14 protein-coding genes are annotated in these 16,827 nt (G+C 39.5%); all 14 read left to right on the top strand.

Translation table 11 applies throughout. The annotated features are described in order from the left end of the window. Nucleotides 1-19 precede the first annotated feature (19 nt). Complete coding sequence (locus tag SporoP17a_RS01360; RefSeq protein WP_083031328.1) at nt 20-811, top strand: SDR family oxidoreductase; 792 nt, start codon at nt 20-22, stop codon at nt 809-811. 17 nt (nt 812-828) lie between these two features. Next, nucleotides 829-2,520 (top strand): thiamine pyrophosphate-binding protein, encoded by a 1,692-nt coding sequence (locus SporoP17a_RS01355; RefSeq protein ID WP_237262358.1) that lies wholly within the window; start codon nt 829-831, stop codon nt 2,518-2,520. A gap of 29 nt (nt 2,521-2,549) precedes the next feature. Next, nucleotides 2,550-4,007 (top strand): aldehyde dehydrogenase family protein, encoded by a 1,458-nt coding sequence (locus SporoP17a_RS01350; protein ID WP_237262356.1) that lies wholly within the window; start codon nt 2,550-2,552, stop codon nt 4,005-4,007. A 12-nt stretch (nt 4,008-4,019) separates the two neighbouring features. Further along, on the top strand, nt 4,020-4,796 hold the full coding sequence (gene nadX, locus SporoP17a_RS01345) for an aspartate dehydrogenase (protein ID WP_083031311.1): 777 nt from the start codon (nt 4,020-4,022) through the stop codon (nt 4,794-4,796). Nucleotides 4,797-4,815: 19 nt separating this feature from the next. Continuing rightward, nucleotides 4,816-6,138 carry an aromatic ring-hydroxylating oxygenase subunit alpha gene (locus SporoP17a_RS01340; RefSeq protein WP_083031308.1) on the top strand — a complete coding sequence of 441 codons (1,323 nt, stop codon included), beginning with the start codon at nt 4,816-4,818 and terminating at the stop codon, nt 6,136-6,138. A gap of 12 nt (nt 6,139-6,150) precedes the next feature. Next, a complete protein-coding gene (locus tag SporoP17a_RS01335) occupies nt 6,151-6,654 on the top strand; it encodes an aromatic-ring-hydroxylating dioxygenase subunit beta (RefSeq protein WP_083031305.1) in 504 nt (167 codons plus the stop codon). Nucleotides 6,655-6,982: 328 nt separating this feature from the next. Next, nucleotides 6,983-7,780, top strand: a complete 798-nt coding sequence (hcaB, locus tag SporoP17a_RS01330) for a 3-(cis-5,6-dihydroxycyclohexa-1,3-dien-1-yl)propanoate dehydrogenase (RefSeq protein ID WP_083031302.1) — start codon at nt 6,983-6,985, stop codon at nt 7,778-7,780. Between the two features lie 138 nt (nt 7,781-7,918). After that, nucleotides 7,919-8,086, top strand: coding sequence for a hypothetical protein (locus tag SporoP17a_RS17280; protein ID WP_420542191.1), 168 nt, complete (start codon nt 7,919-7,921; stop codon nt 8,084-8,086). A 1,327-nt stretch (nt 8,087-9,413) separates the two neighbouring features. Continuing rightward, nucleotides 9,414-10,478 (top strand): MBL fold metallo-hydrolase, encoded by a 1,065-nt coding sequence (locus SporoP17a_RS01320; protein ID WP_083031297.1) that lies wholly within the window; start codon nt 9,414-9,416, stop codon nt 10,476-10,478. 332 nt (nt 10,479-10,810) lie between these two features. Then, nucleotides 10,811-11,827, top strand: a complete 1,017-nt coding sequence (locus SporoP17a_RS01315; RefSeq protein ID WP_167693354.1) for an ABC transporter substrate-binding protein — start codon at nt 10,811-10,813, stop codon at nt 11,825-11,827. A gap of 57 nt (nt 11,828-11,884) precedes the next feature. Beyond that, nucleotides 11,885-12,742: an ABC transporter ATP-binding protein gene (locus tag SporoP17a_RS01310; RefSeq protein ID WP_083035821.1), complete on the top strand. Its 858-nt coding sequence runs from the start codon at nt 11,885-11,887 to the stop codon at nt 12,740-12,742. Beyond that, nucleotides 12,732-13,502: an ABC transporter permease gene (locus SporoP17a_RS01305; RefSeq protein WP_083031291.1), complete on the top strand. Its 771-nt coding sequence runs from the start codon at nt 12,732-12,734 to the stop codon at nt 13,500-13,502. The genes SporoP17a_RS01310 and SporoP17a_RS01305 overlap by 11 nt, the downstream gene beginning before the upstream one ends. A gap of 65 nt (nt 13,503-13,567) precedes the next feature. Then, nucleotides 13,568-14,314, top strand: a complete 747-nt coding sequence (locus SporoP17a_RS01300) for an ABC transporter permease (protein WP_083031288.1) — start codon at nt 13,568-13,570, stop codon at nt 14,312-14,314. Nucleotides 14,315-14,429: 115 nt separating this feature from the next. After that, nucleotides 14,430-15,725: an MFS transporter gene (locus SporoP17a_RS01295; protein WP_083031274.1), complete on the top strand. Its 1,296-nt coding sequence runs from the start codon at nt 14,430-14,432 to the stop codon at nt 15,723-15,725. The last annotated feature ends 1,102 nt before the right edge of the window (nt 15,726-16,827 follow it).

Here is a 16,827-nt window from a genome sequence, read left to right as displayed (position 1 = left end):
AAAGGGGTGGCTGGGAAAGATGGAGTTAAATTTAAAAGGTAAAGTCGTTGTCGTCATGGGCGGCACAGCGGGCATCGGTTTTGAAACAACGAGGATGCTACTGGAAGAAGGGGCGAAAGTCGCTATTTGTGGCCGAAACTCAGATCGCTTAAATCAAGCAATCGAAAAGTTGACGGACGATTCAAACAGGGATAATCTATTCGGCATGACATGCGATGTTTCTAAACGTGAAGACGTAGAAGTTTTCATCAATGCGATAGGTGAACATTTTCAAAGAATAGACGTGCTCATCAATAATGCGGGACGGAGTATTATGTCACACTTCTTCGACATTACCGATGAGCAATGGCAAGAACAAATCAATCTGAAATATTTTGCAATCATTTACGCGATCCAAGCAGTTGTTCCGTTCATGAAAGCACAAGGAGAAGGCCGGATTATCAATATGAACGCAACACTTTCAAAAGAGCCGGAGCCCCATATGGTTGCAACTGCCGCAACGAGAGCAGGATTGTTGAATTTAACGAAAAGCTTATCGCATGAGTTGGCAAAAGATAATATACTTATCAATACAATTAGCCTCGGATTAATCAAAACGGATCAATGGGAACGGAGAAGATTGGAACGTGCACCAGATGTAGATCCGGAAGTGTATTACAAAGAGTTGGCGGAAAATAGAAAAATCCCACTCGCTCGGGTCGGTTTACCTGAAGAAGTCGGAAATGTTATTTTATTTTTAGCTTCGGAACGTGCCAGCTATGTTACAGGCGCAAATATAGAAGTATCGGGTGGGTTAAGTAAAGTTTTATAGGACAAGGGGGACTTGGGGTGGATAATATACAAGAGCAGTTTACGGTCGCAGATGCAATCGTAAGAGAATTAGTCAATGCGGGGGTTGAAACCGCTTACGGTATCGTGAGTATTCACAATATGCCGATTTATGATGCGATTTTACGTGAAGGAAGTATTGAATTAGTTTGTGCACGTGGAGAGAGTGGCGCAGTGAATATGGCTGACGGACATGCAAGATCCACTGGCAAGCTAGGTGTGGCGATTACGAGCACTGGTACAGGAGCAGGAAATGCGGCAGGTTCTTTGGTGGAAGCATGGAGTGCTGGCGTCCCACTATTACATATAACCGGTGAAGTTTCTTCTGAACAGATTGGGACAGGTAGAGGTTATATCCACGAGTGCAAAAATCAGCTCCAAATGATGGAGGGGGCTTGTAAAAAGGCTTATCAATTAAAAGTTCCCGAGCAGGCGACAGGATTTATCCGTAAAGCAATCAAGGAAGCATTCCAAGCACCGTCAGGGCCAATAAGTGTTGAAATACCGATTGATTATCAATCAGCCATTATTCGGGATACTCCGATTTACGATGAATTGGTATCTGGTCATTTAACACAAGAAACATTCATTGTACCTGAAGCTGTCGTGCAGACGATTAAAGAAGCAAGGCGGCCAGTATTATGGGTTGGTAACGGGGCAATTTTATCAGGCGCTTCCGAACAAATCAGACGGTTGGCGGAAATGACGGGCGCTCCTGTCATTACGAGCCAATCAGCTAAAGGGATTATTCCGGAAGATCATCCGCAATGTATTGGACATTTTGGTGCGTCTCCTGAAACGAAACAGTTTTTGGCAAATGCCGATTTACTTATTAGCGTCGGTGTACGTTTCCGGAGTAATGAAACTTCCGGCTGGTCAGTTGAAGTGCCGGAAAACCATATTACGATCGATGCCGATTATTTGGCGATCAGTCGAAATTATGAGGCTAAGTACGGGTTGGTCGGGGATATTAAAATAGTCTTGGAAAGTCTCGCCTCACAAATGAATGCAAGCGATTACACAAAGCGTGGTAACGATTATGGAGAAGAAGTCAGACAGTTGCGTGAAACACTCAGGACTCAACTTCGCAAAACATTAGGACCTTATGAAAATATTTTGGATAGTATGAGAAACAGACTGGATGAAGAAACGATTTTTGTAAGAGATGTCACTATTCCAGCGAACGTTTGGGGAAGCCGATTGTTCGAAATTTATAAACCTCGCCATTCCATTCATGCCTCGGGAGGCGGAATTGGCCAAGCTTTACCGACAGGTATCGGCGCACAAAAAGCGAACCCTGATAAGCGGGTTGTCGTATTAGCAGGAGATGGCGGCTTCATGGTCAACATTGGTGAACTTGCAACAGCAGTCCAAGAGAACCTTCCAATGATCATCCTTGTGTTTGATGATAACGGTTACGGTGTACTTCGTAATATTCAAGACGCAGCATACGGCCGTCAAGTCGGTGTCGATTTAGTCAGTCCAGATTTTGTACAGCTGGCACATTCGATGGGGATAGAGTCAATGAGAGTAGAATCTCCCGATGCATTTGACCAAGCATTGGAGAACGCAACAGAGTCGAATAAGATGACTTTGATTGTTGTCGATATGGAAGCAGTCGGACCGATGGCTAAACCATTCGGTGGGCCTCCGGGTGTTGCTTCGTCATTTCAACCGAAAAAAATAAAATAAGATTGTTCAATGGAAATGAGGGAGACAATTTGGTCTATAAAACGGAAGCAACTTTGCAAATTTCAGGAAAGATATTAGTGAACGGTGAATGGATATCATTAGATAAGCACAAAGACGTCATCAATCCTGCCGTCACAAGTGAAGTCGTCGGTTTTATCGGACTGGCATCCGAAGAGGATGTAGATCGGGCGATTACGGCAGCGGCAGATGCGTATCCAACATGGTCGCAATCATCATTGGATGAACGGATTGAGCGTGTTCACCAAGTATGGGCGCGTGTGAAAGATCGTGTTGATGAATATACGACTTTATTTGTCAGAGAAAATGGTAAAACTTTGCAAGAAGGCAAGTTAGATATTCAAAGATGTGTACAAATTTTAAATGAGATGCCAGAAAACCTGAAAAACTGGTATGAGCCTAGAGATCTGTCCGGACAGGCCCAACAGGTCGAAGTGCGGAGACGTCCGAGAGGTGTGACGGCAATTATCACCCCATGGAATTCTCCGATGATCTTAACGTTTAAGCGCGTCATACCGGCTATTTTAACAGGAAACACAGTCGTTTTCAAACCTGCTACAGATTGTCCATTGACGATTATGGTTTTCATGAAAGAGCTAGCTGACTGTCTACCTCCAGGGGTATTGAACGTTGTGACAGGTTCGGGTGGTCTAATTGGCGATCGAATCGCGAAGGACGAACGAGTCCGGACAATTGCGTTTGTAGGTGGCACAAGTACAGGGAAAATATTAATGGAAAAGTCCTCATGCACTTTGAAGAAATTGAATATGGAGCTGGGTGGTAATGACCCTGCCATTATATTGGCCGATGCTGATTTAAACAAGGAAACAATCCAAAAGTTAAGAAATGGAGTTTTGAAAGGCGCTGGGCAAGTATGTTCTGCCATTAAGCGCATTTATGTCCACGAATCACGATACGAAGAGTTGTTAGATAAACTAAGCGAAGAATTTAACAAAACAATTGTTGGAAACGGGATCCAACCGGATGTCAAAATGGGCCCACTGAATAATGAATCTCAATTTCGTTTCGTGAAAGATTTAATTGACCGTGCAGAAAAAGAAGGTGCCAAAGTACATTACTTTGGTAGAAAACTGAACGAGGATACATGGGAAGATGGATATTTCATGCTTCCAGCCATCGTTACAAATGTCCAGCAGGATAGTGAAATCATGAGAGCGGAGCAATTTGGTCCTGTCATCCCGGTGATGCCGTTCAATGATACCGAGCAAGTAATCAATTATGCGAATGATTCGGAATATGGCTTAAGGGCGTCCATTTGGACAACTGATATTGATGCAGCAAAACGGTTGGCTGATCGTATCGAAGCTGGCGCCATATTCTTTAACAATCATACGATTTTCAAAGATTTACGCCTCGATTTTCCTGGTATCAAAGAAAGCGGTCTATCGAGCGTAACAGAATTTGGCGGCTTTGAACATTTTACTGATTCATATGGATTTGCAGAATAAGGAGTTGTCTAAATGAACATAGGTATTATCGGAGCCGGTTCTATTGCGACATTCATCATGAAAGAAATACAACGAATGCAGTTGGGCGATTTGAAAGTGAAAAGCTTATTTGTCCGCAACTTTAAAAAATATGAACAGCTCGCTACTGATTACGGAGTCCAGTTGTTCGATGATATCGATCAATTCCTTGAATCCGATATAGATATCGTGGTGGAAGCAGCCAATATAGCAACGGCTCATCAGTACGTTCCAAGGGTTCTTGAGAAAAAAGAAGTGATCATCATTAGTATCGGAGCACTAGCTAATGAGGCGTTTTTAGAAGAAGTTAAACTTTTGGGAAAAAAACACAAACGCTCAATATATTTACCGTCTGGTGCAATTGGAGGAATAGACGCAATTCAAAATGCAAATGGATTAGGAGAATTGAAAAAGGTTTTATTAACAACGAGGAAACCGGCCCAATCATTTGGAGAAGACATCGTAGGGGAAAAAGTGATTTTTCAAGGATCAGCTGCAGAAGCGATTGAAAAATTCCCCAAAAATATCAACGTTTCGATTGTATTATCACTCGCTGGGATTGGAGTGAAAAATACGAAGGTTGAGATTATTGCTGATTCGAGAGTGACGAAAAATCATCATCAAATTCAAGCGGAAGGTACCTTTGGTTCTATGACGTTTCAAATTGAAAATGAACCGATGCGTACAAACCCTAACACGAGTATGTTAGCCGCATTAAGTGTGCTAGGTACATTGAAAAAGTTGCAATCCACTATAAAGGTTGGCTTATAAAAATAAGGAGGTCGTTTGTATGACTACTACGAGCACTAAACAAGTTCCACGGCTGGACGAAATGACGAGAAGTGAATTAATTCAATACTTAAAAGATACAGTCAAGCCTGAAGAAGGCTTGATTCCATCTTATATTTTCTCACACCCAAAAGTTTATGAGCTTGAAATGGAGAAAATCTTCTTAAGGGACTGGCTATTTGTCGCCCATAAGTCGGAAATTCCGAACAAAGGAGATTTTGTAACACGTGAAATGGGCGGACAAAGCGTCATCGTAACACATGGTGCAGATGGTGAAATTCATGTGTTGCTAAATGTTTGTACACACCGCGGTATGAAACTTTGTCGGATGGACAACGGAAATCAAAAAAACTTTACGTGTCCTTACCATGGGTTCAACTTTAAAAACACTGGTGACTTGATCGGAATTCCGTTCCAGAAAGTCGTTTACGGCGATACGATGGACAAAAGTAAAATGGGCTTAAAAGAAATTCGTCATGCTGTCTATGCAGACTTGATCTTTGCGACGCTTGACGCTGATGCTGTTTCCCTTGATGAATTTTTGGGAGATATTAAATGGTATCTCGACTTGGCATTTAACCGTGCAGAAATGGAAGTTGTAGGACTTCCACAAAAATGGAATGTAGATGGCACTTGGAAACTAGGATCAGACAATACAATTTCAGACTCTTACCATACATTGGTGTCTCACGGTTCGATTGCAAAATTAGGTCTTGTTCCGACAGGGGACTATTCAAAATATGGTTACCAGATTTATACAGGGAATGGGCATGGATTGAACCTAGGTATGCCGAACCCTGACGGTTTTGCTTTCCCTGAAAGCTTAATCGATGAATATAAAGAACGACTCAGTAAAGACCAATACGACATTTTGAAGCAGATGAAAAATATGATTGTTTGTGTCTCTCCGAATATTATGATTCTCATATCTTCGATGGATTTAAAAGGGCAGAAAATCTCTCAAACATCCCTTCGTATTTGGAAGCCGACAGGCCCAGACTCCATGGAGATATCATCATGGGTGCTTGTTGAAAAGAATGCAACAGAAGAATGGAAGAGATTATCAGAACAAGCTTTTACATTAACGTTCGGAGCATCTGGAATTTTCGAACAAGACGATACAGAAAATTTTACAGATATCACGCAAAACAGTAAAAGTCCTTATCATTTGCAAGAGAATATTGTCTTTAACTACACGATGGGTATGCATCAAGATCAGGTAGAAGACTTCGTTGGACCTGGTATTGTTTATAAAGATAAATTTAATGAAGCGAACTCCAGAGCATTTTTCAGAAATTGGCTTGATCAAATAACCGCTGAATAAGAGGTGAATGGGATGCATAAGAATATTATACTGCAATATGAAATTGAGCAATGGCTTTATAAAGAATCGGAGCTTTTGGATGAATTGAATTTTGATGGTTGGTATGAATTGTTGTCAGAAGAAATCAGTTATACAATGCCTTTAAGAATTAACCAAATGGAAGAGTCAAAGCCTGATTACTCAGAAGCAACTTTGCTATTTGACGATGATTCGACAACTTTGAAACTTCGAATTGATCGTTTGAAAACAGATATGGCGTGGGCTGAATTGCCACCATCACGTACAAGAAGGAATGTTTCGAATGTGAAGATCAAAGAAATGTCGGAAAATGAAGTGACTGTCCATAGTAATTTGCTGTTGTATAGAAGTAGAAGTACAGACACGACTGCTGACTTAATCTCAGGTCAGCGTAAAGACGTGCTCCGTAAAGAAAATGGTGATTGGAAGTTAGTATCACGCTGGTTCTTAGCAGATCAGACATCCTTAGGGACAAGAAACTTGGCGATTTTTGTTTAATTTGATTTAGTAGAAGTCCCCCTACTTCTATAGGTGGCGGGATGAAGGCTGAAAATGTATCCATTTCAGTGGGGGCAACCCCCGAATAAATCATGTGAAGTTTCCGGTGGATGTAAAGAGTTAGGGAAGGTAGTCTAAGTTCGTGAAGTCCTTTCGCAACAACTGCTTGACCTACCTCTTGTATGCCTCATGCGCAATTCAAAATCCCGACTCAATTATGCTGAGGCGTTATTAAATGGACATTCAATTATGTAGCTACCCGTTAAAATTAGGGTAGCTACAATTGTTATATGGTAGATTAACTTAAATAGCAGGGAAGTGTAATGTGATGAAATCATTGGATGGAAAAGTTGCAATCGTGACAGGTGGAACGAACGGTATTGGAGAAGCAGTCGCTAGGGAGTATATAAATCAAGGTGCTAAAGTTTGTATTTTGGGAAGGTCAGAAAAGAAGCTGAATGCGTTACAAGAAGAATTTAAAGATGATATTTTAACAGTAAAAGGCGACGTAACGAAATATTCAAGCCATCAAGAAGCTGTCCGAAAAACGGTAGAGAAGTTCGGAAAACTGAATATATTAGTTTCCAATGCAGGCGTATTCGATGGCTTTGTCGCATTGGAGCGACTGCCAGAAGAGCATCTGGACGAAGCGTTTACAACAATTTTCGATATAAATGTAAAAGGAGGCTTATTGGCGGCAAAAGCTACTGCTGAAGAGCTGAGGAAAACGAAAGGGAATATCATTTTCACTGTTTCCAATTCGGGGTTTTATCCGAATGGCGGAGGCCCAATTTACACGGCAAGTAAGCATGCAATTGTAGGACTTATCCGAGAGTTGGCTTATGAGTTGGCTCCTGAAATTAGAGTAAATGGCGTTTCACCTGGTGGAACGGTCACAGAAATTACTGCAATCCCATGCCTGCAAGATAGCGTGAAGCAAATAGATAGGGAAGCGAGAAAGAAAAATATTGCAAGTAGAAATCCACTGCAAATTGCTCAGGAAGCAAGTGATCATAACGGCGCCTATGTCCTATTGGCATCTGATAACGCTAAGGCGATTACAGGAACTGTCATTGAGAGTGATGGAGGCCTTGGCGTGAGAGGGATGCCTGGTACGGCTTTCTAATAATATGTTGTCCCAGGGCGAAATTGATTACTGAAGGGTACTGCAGTATCGAATAAATGAACTCTTGGAGCCAATTCAATAGCACAAATCGCTTACATCGTAAAGGATATAAATCAAGCCGTATCATCATTCAGCAAGTTGCTAGGCATGATGGAGCCTGAATGGTTTTTGAGAGGAGGCCATGACCAATCGCAAGTGTTTTATAAAGAAGTACACTTAGATACGCAGAGCAAGCTTATCTTCATTGACACACTGTCAATACAAATCGAACTAATGGAAGTTGACGATGAGCCAAGCACGATATAGGATTATTTGGAGTGGAATTGGGAAGGGTTCCATCACTTTGTTTTGTTGTAGATAAAATTGCTACTTGTCTTAAATCTATGGCTAAAAGAGTTTATCAGTTTCTGCAGTCAGGCGAATTTACATCTGTGATAAAGAACTTTGTGCCTATTTAGATTCAGAAACCTTGTTGAAAAACGTATTTAAATTGCTTGAAAGAGGGATGTCACAGCCTAAAATAAGTTGGAGATCTTATTACAGAGCCACTGTTTGACTCTTGGGATTTCACTCAAATTACATTTGTAGTGGAAGACATCAATGCGTCTGCTGCTCGCTTAGGGGATTTGCTAAATTTTGAAGTTTCTAGAATATTGAGTCAGGGAAGCGAAAATGACCCAAGTAGCACATAAAAGAGTAGCGACAGAGGCTGACGTGTTATTCATATTTTTTAAGCACCTACAATTGAGGTGGAGCTCATTCAATCAGGAAAAAAACTGTGTATTTGGAAGGGGCATATGAAGAAGGACGTGGAAGGAATCCACCATATTTCTTTGGAATTGGACAATCTAAAGGAAAGGTTACCCGGCTTTCGAAAAAGGATTAGGATGTCATTCAACAAAGCTAGGATTTGAATGGGCAATATGCCTATTTGGACACTAAAGAAGGGTTTATGATGCACTTGAACGTTAATCTTATTAAAATTAAAGTTAAACGATCTTAGTGTTACGATACGCCCATGTGCACTCAATTTTAAAAGACGACATTTCGGTCTGAAACGAACGAAATATCGTCTTTTTTGTATTAGGTATTATCCCTATCTATGCACTTAAATTTGGGATTGTGTATAGGGATTATTATAATATATATTTTCTATTCAATTTAAAATAATATTTTATTTACAATATCGACTTACTGCTTGAAAAATGTTTTAGTTATAGTAAAAACTGTCCACCTAGAGTTGAAATCGATGAGATGAATCAACGATCCAACCTCTTTTTTAAAGAAACAATTACTACAAAAACCGATCTAATAATAGGAGATAATTTACGTAGAGTTTTACTAGAAAGCTATATTACTATTTCATATTTTCTTGTTGACATTAAATTCAGAAAAGTGTAAAATTTATATAATAGAAACAGTGAAAATATGTTTTGTATACGAAACATATAAAATGAATAGCGCATGGTATGTTAATTAGGTTTATATGAAAACGGTTACAAAAGGAGGTGTTTGATTTTGAAGAAAGGAATGTTGATTGAAATAAGTGAAATGAATTATCGATCAAGACACAAAAACGAAATGCATCTCGGATATTTAACCAGAAAAAGAATATTAGGGGGCAGAATAAATAATGCGACTTTATAGGGGCCTATTCCTAGGATTGGTAATAGGGATGCTAGGGGCATGTGGCTCCACCGTTGAACAAGAGAGAGGTGTATCGGCTGATGGAATTAATAGCAATGAACCTGTTGAAATGAAACCTAGTGAAAATTATGCAACGGTAGAGAAGCAGATGAAACAGGCAGGAGAAAAAAAGAAAAGTAATTTTAAAGTAACTCTCCTTGGAACTGGCTCACCTCTTTTAAGTATGGAACGATTTGGACCGGCAACGCTAGTTGAAGTTGGCGAGGAAAAGCTACTTTTTGATGCTGGAAGAGGAGCTTCTTTGCGCCTAAGTCAAACTGGTGTGTTACCTGGAAGGGTTAATAAATTGTTTGTAACCCACTTGCATTCCGATCATACAATTGGAATTCCTGATGTTTGGCTGACGGGTTCATTGCCTACTGCTGGAAAAAGAGAAACATCATTTGAGGTGTGGGGACCTAAAGGAACTAAAAATATGATAAGAAAAATAGAAGAAGCCTATATTGCCGATGTGGAAGTACGTAAAAAGAATCAGAACGAAACCTTAAGTGGGCTGAATGCAGTTGGACATGATATTGAACAAGGAACAATTTTTGAGAAAAAAGGGATAGAAGTTGTAGCTTTTCTAGTTGATCATGGTCCGGTTAAACCGAGTTTCGGTTACAGAGTAAATTACCAAGGTCATTCCGTAGTAATTTCTGGCGATACTCGATATAACGAAAACCTAATCGACTTTGCTAGAGGGACAGACCTACTTATTCATGAAGTTGCAGCTGCTAGACCGGATAATAAATCACCGTCTATTAAAAAAATCCTGGACCTTCATACGACTCCTGAAGAAGCTGGAAAAGTATTTAGTAAAGTAAGTCCAAAACTTGCCGTCTATTCGCATATTGTGTTACTTGATGGTCTGACTGATACAGAGGCTAATTTGGCTGTTAGAACGAGTAAGATATATGATGGCCAAATTGTCATTGGTGAAGATCTAATGTCTTTTGAAATAGGTGATAACATAAAGGTAAAAGATCCACATTTTGTCCTTGACAAATAAATATAGCTTAAACCCAAACTAAAGGAAACCGAACTTCATTCTACGATAGGTTAAAGGCTATTTATTAATGTTATGTTATTCTAGATTTTTTTTAAAGTTTTCCTAGTTTGATAAATATTTAGCAAATTGCTGAACTTACTGTAGGGATAGATAACTGAATAATCATTTTACGGTGAACTGTGCATTCGTGTCCCCAACCTGTTTTACTAATTACAACTCTTGTTAAAAGAGTAAAGGAAGACACGAAGACTGGTTCCTAAGAAAGAATGAAGGGTTATTACAAAACATTTAGGGGTTCCACTAGTATCACATAGAAAATAGGGGGAATGAAAATGAAGAGACTTATTGCTGGATTTGTTTTGATCTTACTGGTCGGATTATTGGGTGCGTGTGGTTCTGATGACCAAAAAGATGGAAAAGCGTCTGCCGAGGGGAAAAAAGTGGATAAACCGGTTGAAATTAAATTAGGCGTGGGCTATGCGACAGAAGAAAACTTATGGCTGATCAAAGTGGCGTCTGATATGGCACCCAATTATGGGGAGAAATACACACTGGATCTTCAACAGTTCCGTGCGAATACGGATCGATTGAACGCATATCGTGCCAATCAAATAGACGGCGGAACATTGGGGCAGGGAGCTTCAATAATGTCTGTCGCGCAAGGTGTTGATCTGAAAGTCGTTGCTAATATAGCAAAAGAGAGCATGGATGAAGGATTTAATTCAACTTTCATGGGATTAAAAGAAGCGGGCTATAAATCGGCAGCAGACTTAAAAGGAAAAACAGTTGGTATTCCAGATTTTAAATCTCCGAGTGATATGTGGGTCCGATCAAGTGTCAGGGCAGCGGGGTTAAACCCAGATAAAGATATAAATTATGCAGTACTACCGATCCCTGCAATGGAGGAAGCTGTTAGAAGTGGGAAAATTGACGTAGGTATGTTCCCTCAACCTTTTTATGACATGGCGGTAAATTCAGGTGACTTGGATTCGGTCTTCAACTCTAAGGACGGCGTTCCGGTAGAAGAAGATTTTCTTAATCTATTTTTAAACCCTACATTTATAGATGAGAACCAAGAGGCTGTACAAGCGCTTGTAGAAGATTTACAGTTCATGACACAATATTATCTTGAAAATACAGTTGAAGCTCGTCAAACTTTACTAGATGCAGAGTTTGTGTTAGCGGAACCAAAAACATATCTCAACTTGACAGATTACCACCGTTTAAATGATGTTTCGTTCGACCGTGAAGGTTGGGATTTTGTACAGGAGATTCTATTGAAAGAAGGTTGGATCGAAAAAGAAGTTGATCTAGATGCATTGATAGACACTTCTTTTATAGGAAATTAAATGCAGTGTTTATTTTTTTAAAGAATGATAGGTGAAATTTGGATGGGGGTGCTGGAAATGAATCTTAGTGTAGTCGTCACAAAAGAGAAAGAAAGCCCAGTGGAAGAAGTGAGTACAAGAGAAAGCGCAATTAAAATATCCAACCTGCGTAAAGTCTTTGAACGTAAAGGAGAAGAAATTGAAGCGATCAAAGGAATTGATTTGGATATAAAAGAAGGGCAATTTGTCAGTGTCGTCGGTCCAAGTGGTTGTGGAAAAAGTACATTCCTTCATATTGTCGGTGGTTTTATTGAAAGGACTTCCGGAGTAGTGAGTGTCCGGGGAGAAGAGGTCGGGAAACCTGCTCCAGACCGTGGAATGATGTTTCAAGAGTCGACTCTGTTCCCCTGGCGCAAGGTCTACGACAATGTGGCATGGGGTTTGGAAGCACAAAAGTTTCCTAAGGGTGAAATCAAGGAGCGAGTAGAATACTTTTTGAGGCTTGTCGGACTTTGGGAATTCAAAGATAATCTGCCTTCCGAGTTATCGGGAGGCATGAGGCAGAGAGTGTCTCTTGCTAGAGTGCTTGCTTTTGACCCTAAAGTGCTGCTTATGGACGAACCATTCGGTGCACTTGATTCCCAAACTAGAGAGACGATGCAAGTGGAACTTCAGAGGATCTGGTCGGAATCGAAGAAAAGCGTAATATTCGTTACACATGATATTGAAGAAGCGGTCTATTTAAGTGATTACGTTGTCGTTTTGACGAAGCGTCCCTCGGTAGTTAAAGAAATCTTGAAAATTGAATTACCAAGACCCCGTGATGTATCGATACGTAAGTCTTATGAGTTTATTGATTACAGGAATCATATTTGGGATCTTTTGCATGAGGAGGAAAATGTGAAAAGTATAGGAGGCCAATTCAATGCAGAGTAGCTTAAAGAAAAGTCGCTTTATAGTTGTTTCTTTAGTGGAACTTCTCTTTTTCTTCTCTTTATGGCAACTATTGTCAATGACTGATTGGTTTCCTACCTATGTCTCCAGCCCAGCAGTTGTTCTAGGAATTATTAGTGAATTCTTTATGACAGGTGAAGTATTTCCTCATATAGGAATCAGTTTATATCGATCAATTGTCGGATTTTTGCTAGTTGTTTTATTCGGAACAGGCCTGGGGATCTTAGCAGGATTTTTCCAGCCGATTGGCCGATTTTTTGATCCTGTCATATCTTTCTTTAATCCGATTCCTAAAATTGCTTTACTTCCTGTATTTTTAGTTTGGTTTGGTGTGACAGACATAACAAGGATTCTGATTATTTTTACAAGTGCTTTTTTCCCTTGTTTTATTGCGACATTGGATGGTGTTCGAGGGATTAATAAACTTTATCTGTGGTCAGCAGAAAATATGGGAGCTTCTAAGTTCAAAATGTTGTCCCGGATTGTCCTTCCAGCGGCACTCCCCAAAATATTTGACGGTTGGCGTGTTGCTCTAGCGTTAACTTTTGTCATGATGTTTTCATCAGAAATGATTGGTTCATCAACTGGTAAAGGTTTAGGATTTATGATTTTGAATGCGGATGCATATGGCCGTACGGATATTGTCCTCGCTGCAGTCATAGTTATCGCAGCGTTAGGTTTTCTTTTCGATCGATTGTTAATCGGTTTGAGGCAGCGGGTCTTATGGTGGCATAATCGATAGTAGATTGAATATTGTTGCGAAATTTTATAGCGCTATAGACGCCAGGATATTGAGGGAGGACGCATATGAAAGCGATAAAAGATTTTATTGTGAAATATTTAGCGTTAATACTAATAGCTCTATTGTGGCAGGGGTTCGTGTTGGCAGAGCTTTTTCCAAGACAGTTATTTCCTGGTCTTGGAGAAATTCTATTAGTATTTGTTGAGCTACTTGCCACAAGCGATCTATGGACAAATATGGGAGTTACAATTTATCGAATCTTGGCGGGTTTCTTCCTCGCAGCAATCGTTGGTATTCCAATCGGGATTCAAATGAGCCGGTCATCATTTATTGATGACCTGATGCAACCAATTTTTACAGCTGGTTATCCTATACCTAGAGTGGCTTTATATCCTATATTTGTACTTCTTTTCGGGTTAGGATCTGGCTCTAAAATATTCACCATTTTTCTAGAATGCATTTTCCCTATAGTAGTAAGTACATACTACGGTGCGAAAAGTGTAAATCATTTGTACGTTTGGTCTGGTCAGAATATGGGGGCGACCGATCGCAAGCTATTTTGGAAAGTGTTTCTGCCAGGGACAGCACCGTCAATTTTTACCGGTTTTCGAATTGCGCTCCCAATAGGGGTGGTTATTGCCGTACTGACAGAAATGATCAGTTCGAATAATGGTATCGGTTATTTTCTCGTTTATTTATCGGCGACCTTATCTCAAAGCAAGGTATTGGCAGTCGTAATTTTTATTTCACTCTTTGGTTATGGGTTAGATCGCTTACTACTGTATGTAAGAAATCGATATGTTTATTGGTAATAGACAGGTATTGTAGATTAGTAAACAAAAATTAAATTCAACGAAGAGAATCGTATACGGGCTTAGGATCTCCAATTGCGAAGTTCCTTAATAGAATAGTATGGGAGGAACCAAAATGAAAATTAAAAATAATAAACGTTGGTTTTATATAGCGACACCTATTTTCTTTCTATGGTTTTTCGGACAAATAGACAAATTGGGAATTTCCATTGTCCAGACTGATCCACAATTTCTAAGTGATCTTGGAATGACAGGGGCCAATGCGAATGCGAAGATTGGCTTCTTAACCTTTATCTTTATGGTAGCATATGCAATCTCCAACTTTTTTTGGGGATTCTTCATTGACAAGTTTGGAGCCCGTAAAACAGCAATCATTGGGGTTTCGATTTGGACAGTGACGATGCTGATAGGCGGACTTGCCACCACCTACGGCATGTTCATGATGACACGGATTTTCTTAGGAATCGGGGAAGGGATGATGATCCCGGTCTGTGGAAAATTCATCGCTACTTGGTTCAATAAAAATGAATTGGGCCGCGCGCAGTCTTCCTGGATTTCTGGTAACTATGCAGGACCTGCCATTGGTGCAGTATTCATTTCATTGATCATTGCCACGCTCAGTTGGCATGCGACTTTCTTTATACTGGCTGGGTTGAACTTACTTCTTGTAATGCCGATGTTGATCTTCTTAACAAGAAATGACCCAGAAAGCCATCCTGGCGTCAGCAAAGAAGAATTGTCGTACATAAGACAGGATGATGCTCCGGTTACTGGAGAAAAGAAGAAAAGTTACGTTCAAGATTCCCGTTACTGGATTGTTTGGTTTGGTATGGTGATCACTTCTTTTTTATTTTTCGGTATTAGTATTTGGCTACCAACGTACTTAATGCAAGCCAGGAATTTTGATGTAGATGCTATGACGGGAATCACATCCTTGTCTTGGTTGTTTGCGCTTGGTTTCGTTCTAATCTGTGGTTATTTAGCAGATAAAACGAAGCGCCCTAGTTTAATAGCAACAATCTTGTTTGCTTCCTGTGCAATCTTGTTAACGGTTTCCACTCAAGTTTCGGTCGCCATCATATCCGCTTTGGCATTAGGACTTGCGATGGGGACATTGGGAGGAATCTTTCATTTAAGTAACTTATTTATCGTGCAATTTTCTACACCGGAAACGGCTGGTCGTGCAGCGGGCCTCATGGGTTTCACGAACATATTCGGAGGGTTTTCCAGTTATGTGATGGGGTGGATGCGTGACATTAACGGAGGAGACTTTGGTCCGTCGCTAATTATGTTGATTGCTATCACAGCTCTGGGGTTCATCGCTTACTTATTTACGCTTAAAACAGAAAATAAAGAAGTTCAGGATGCTAAGAAAAAGGTTCAGAATCAATCAGAAATGCAGGCGATCTGATCTTTGCTTGGCTATCATTTAGTCTCATGATTTGACTTTAATGAAGTGGCTTTGAATTTGGTGGTCAAGTTAAGAACGTAATGGTAGTTTGCGAGAATATTAATTGCTACTACTATACATTGAATAGCGATTGTATTAAAACAATAGACTTTCTTAGTTTTTAAAAATATAACAAATTGCTACTCTCGCGAGTAGTTTTTTTATTTACAATATTTTAATTTATAATATAACTAAAATTTTGAAACACCACGATAAACTCTAATTATAAACTAAGAACGGTGTTTGTACGGTGTGTTTTTAATGATATGAACTCACTGGAAATAACTAATTTTGATTAATAAATAGTTCTGATGAAAATTAAAACAAATTTATGTATTCAAGACTCTCTCAAGTTTAATCTGTAAAGTAGCTCTAATTTCTATATATATTATCTACTTACGTAATTTCATATAATAAAACGAGTCTGAGATCTTTATTAACAAAGAAAAGCAGCGTTAATATTAAATTATAAATAAAACCTGATTTTGTATAATACTAAATTAGGAAAAAGTTAAAAAATGTATGTGGCTAAATTGGAAGACAAGACTTTGGATTTGGATTTGTAAAAGTTTTAATAGTAGATTAACCGAAATACAATAGAGCACAAATGAGGTATATAGGTCGTGGGGCAACGGCAAATAATGGTTCTAATATTATTTCTGGAGAGAATTTCACTCTCAATACAATGGTAATACCCGCGGGTTGCATTGGTCCTTTACATATACATGATGATCAAGAAGAGGAATTCTATGTCTAAAAGGTAATGTTACTGAATTAATTCAAGGAGATAGTGAACGTGAAAAACATAAAATTAAATGCTTGGGGTTGTATTAGTAGACCCTCTGGTATATAGAAACGTTAGAAATGGTGGGAGGATGAAGTTTTTATGTCAGTAATGCTGAGTGCAATAAAGCCTAATTTACCCAACTAACCTTTGGGAAGTGAGCTAGAAGAGTTTAGAAAATCTATGGTTAAAGTCAAGAAGCAATTATTAAATAAAAGTAATATAGTTTAATATGTATCTCGCATATTCTTTAATGTGTAGACATAGAGGTTCTGGGTA

The organism is Sporosarcina ureae (genome assembly GCF_002082015.1).
Taxonomy (GTDB): Bacteria; Bacillota; Bacilli; order Bacillales_A; family Planococcaceae; genus Sporosarcina; species Sporosarcina ureae_A.
This window is presented reverse-complemented; position numbering and strand designations above follow the sequence as displayed.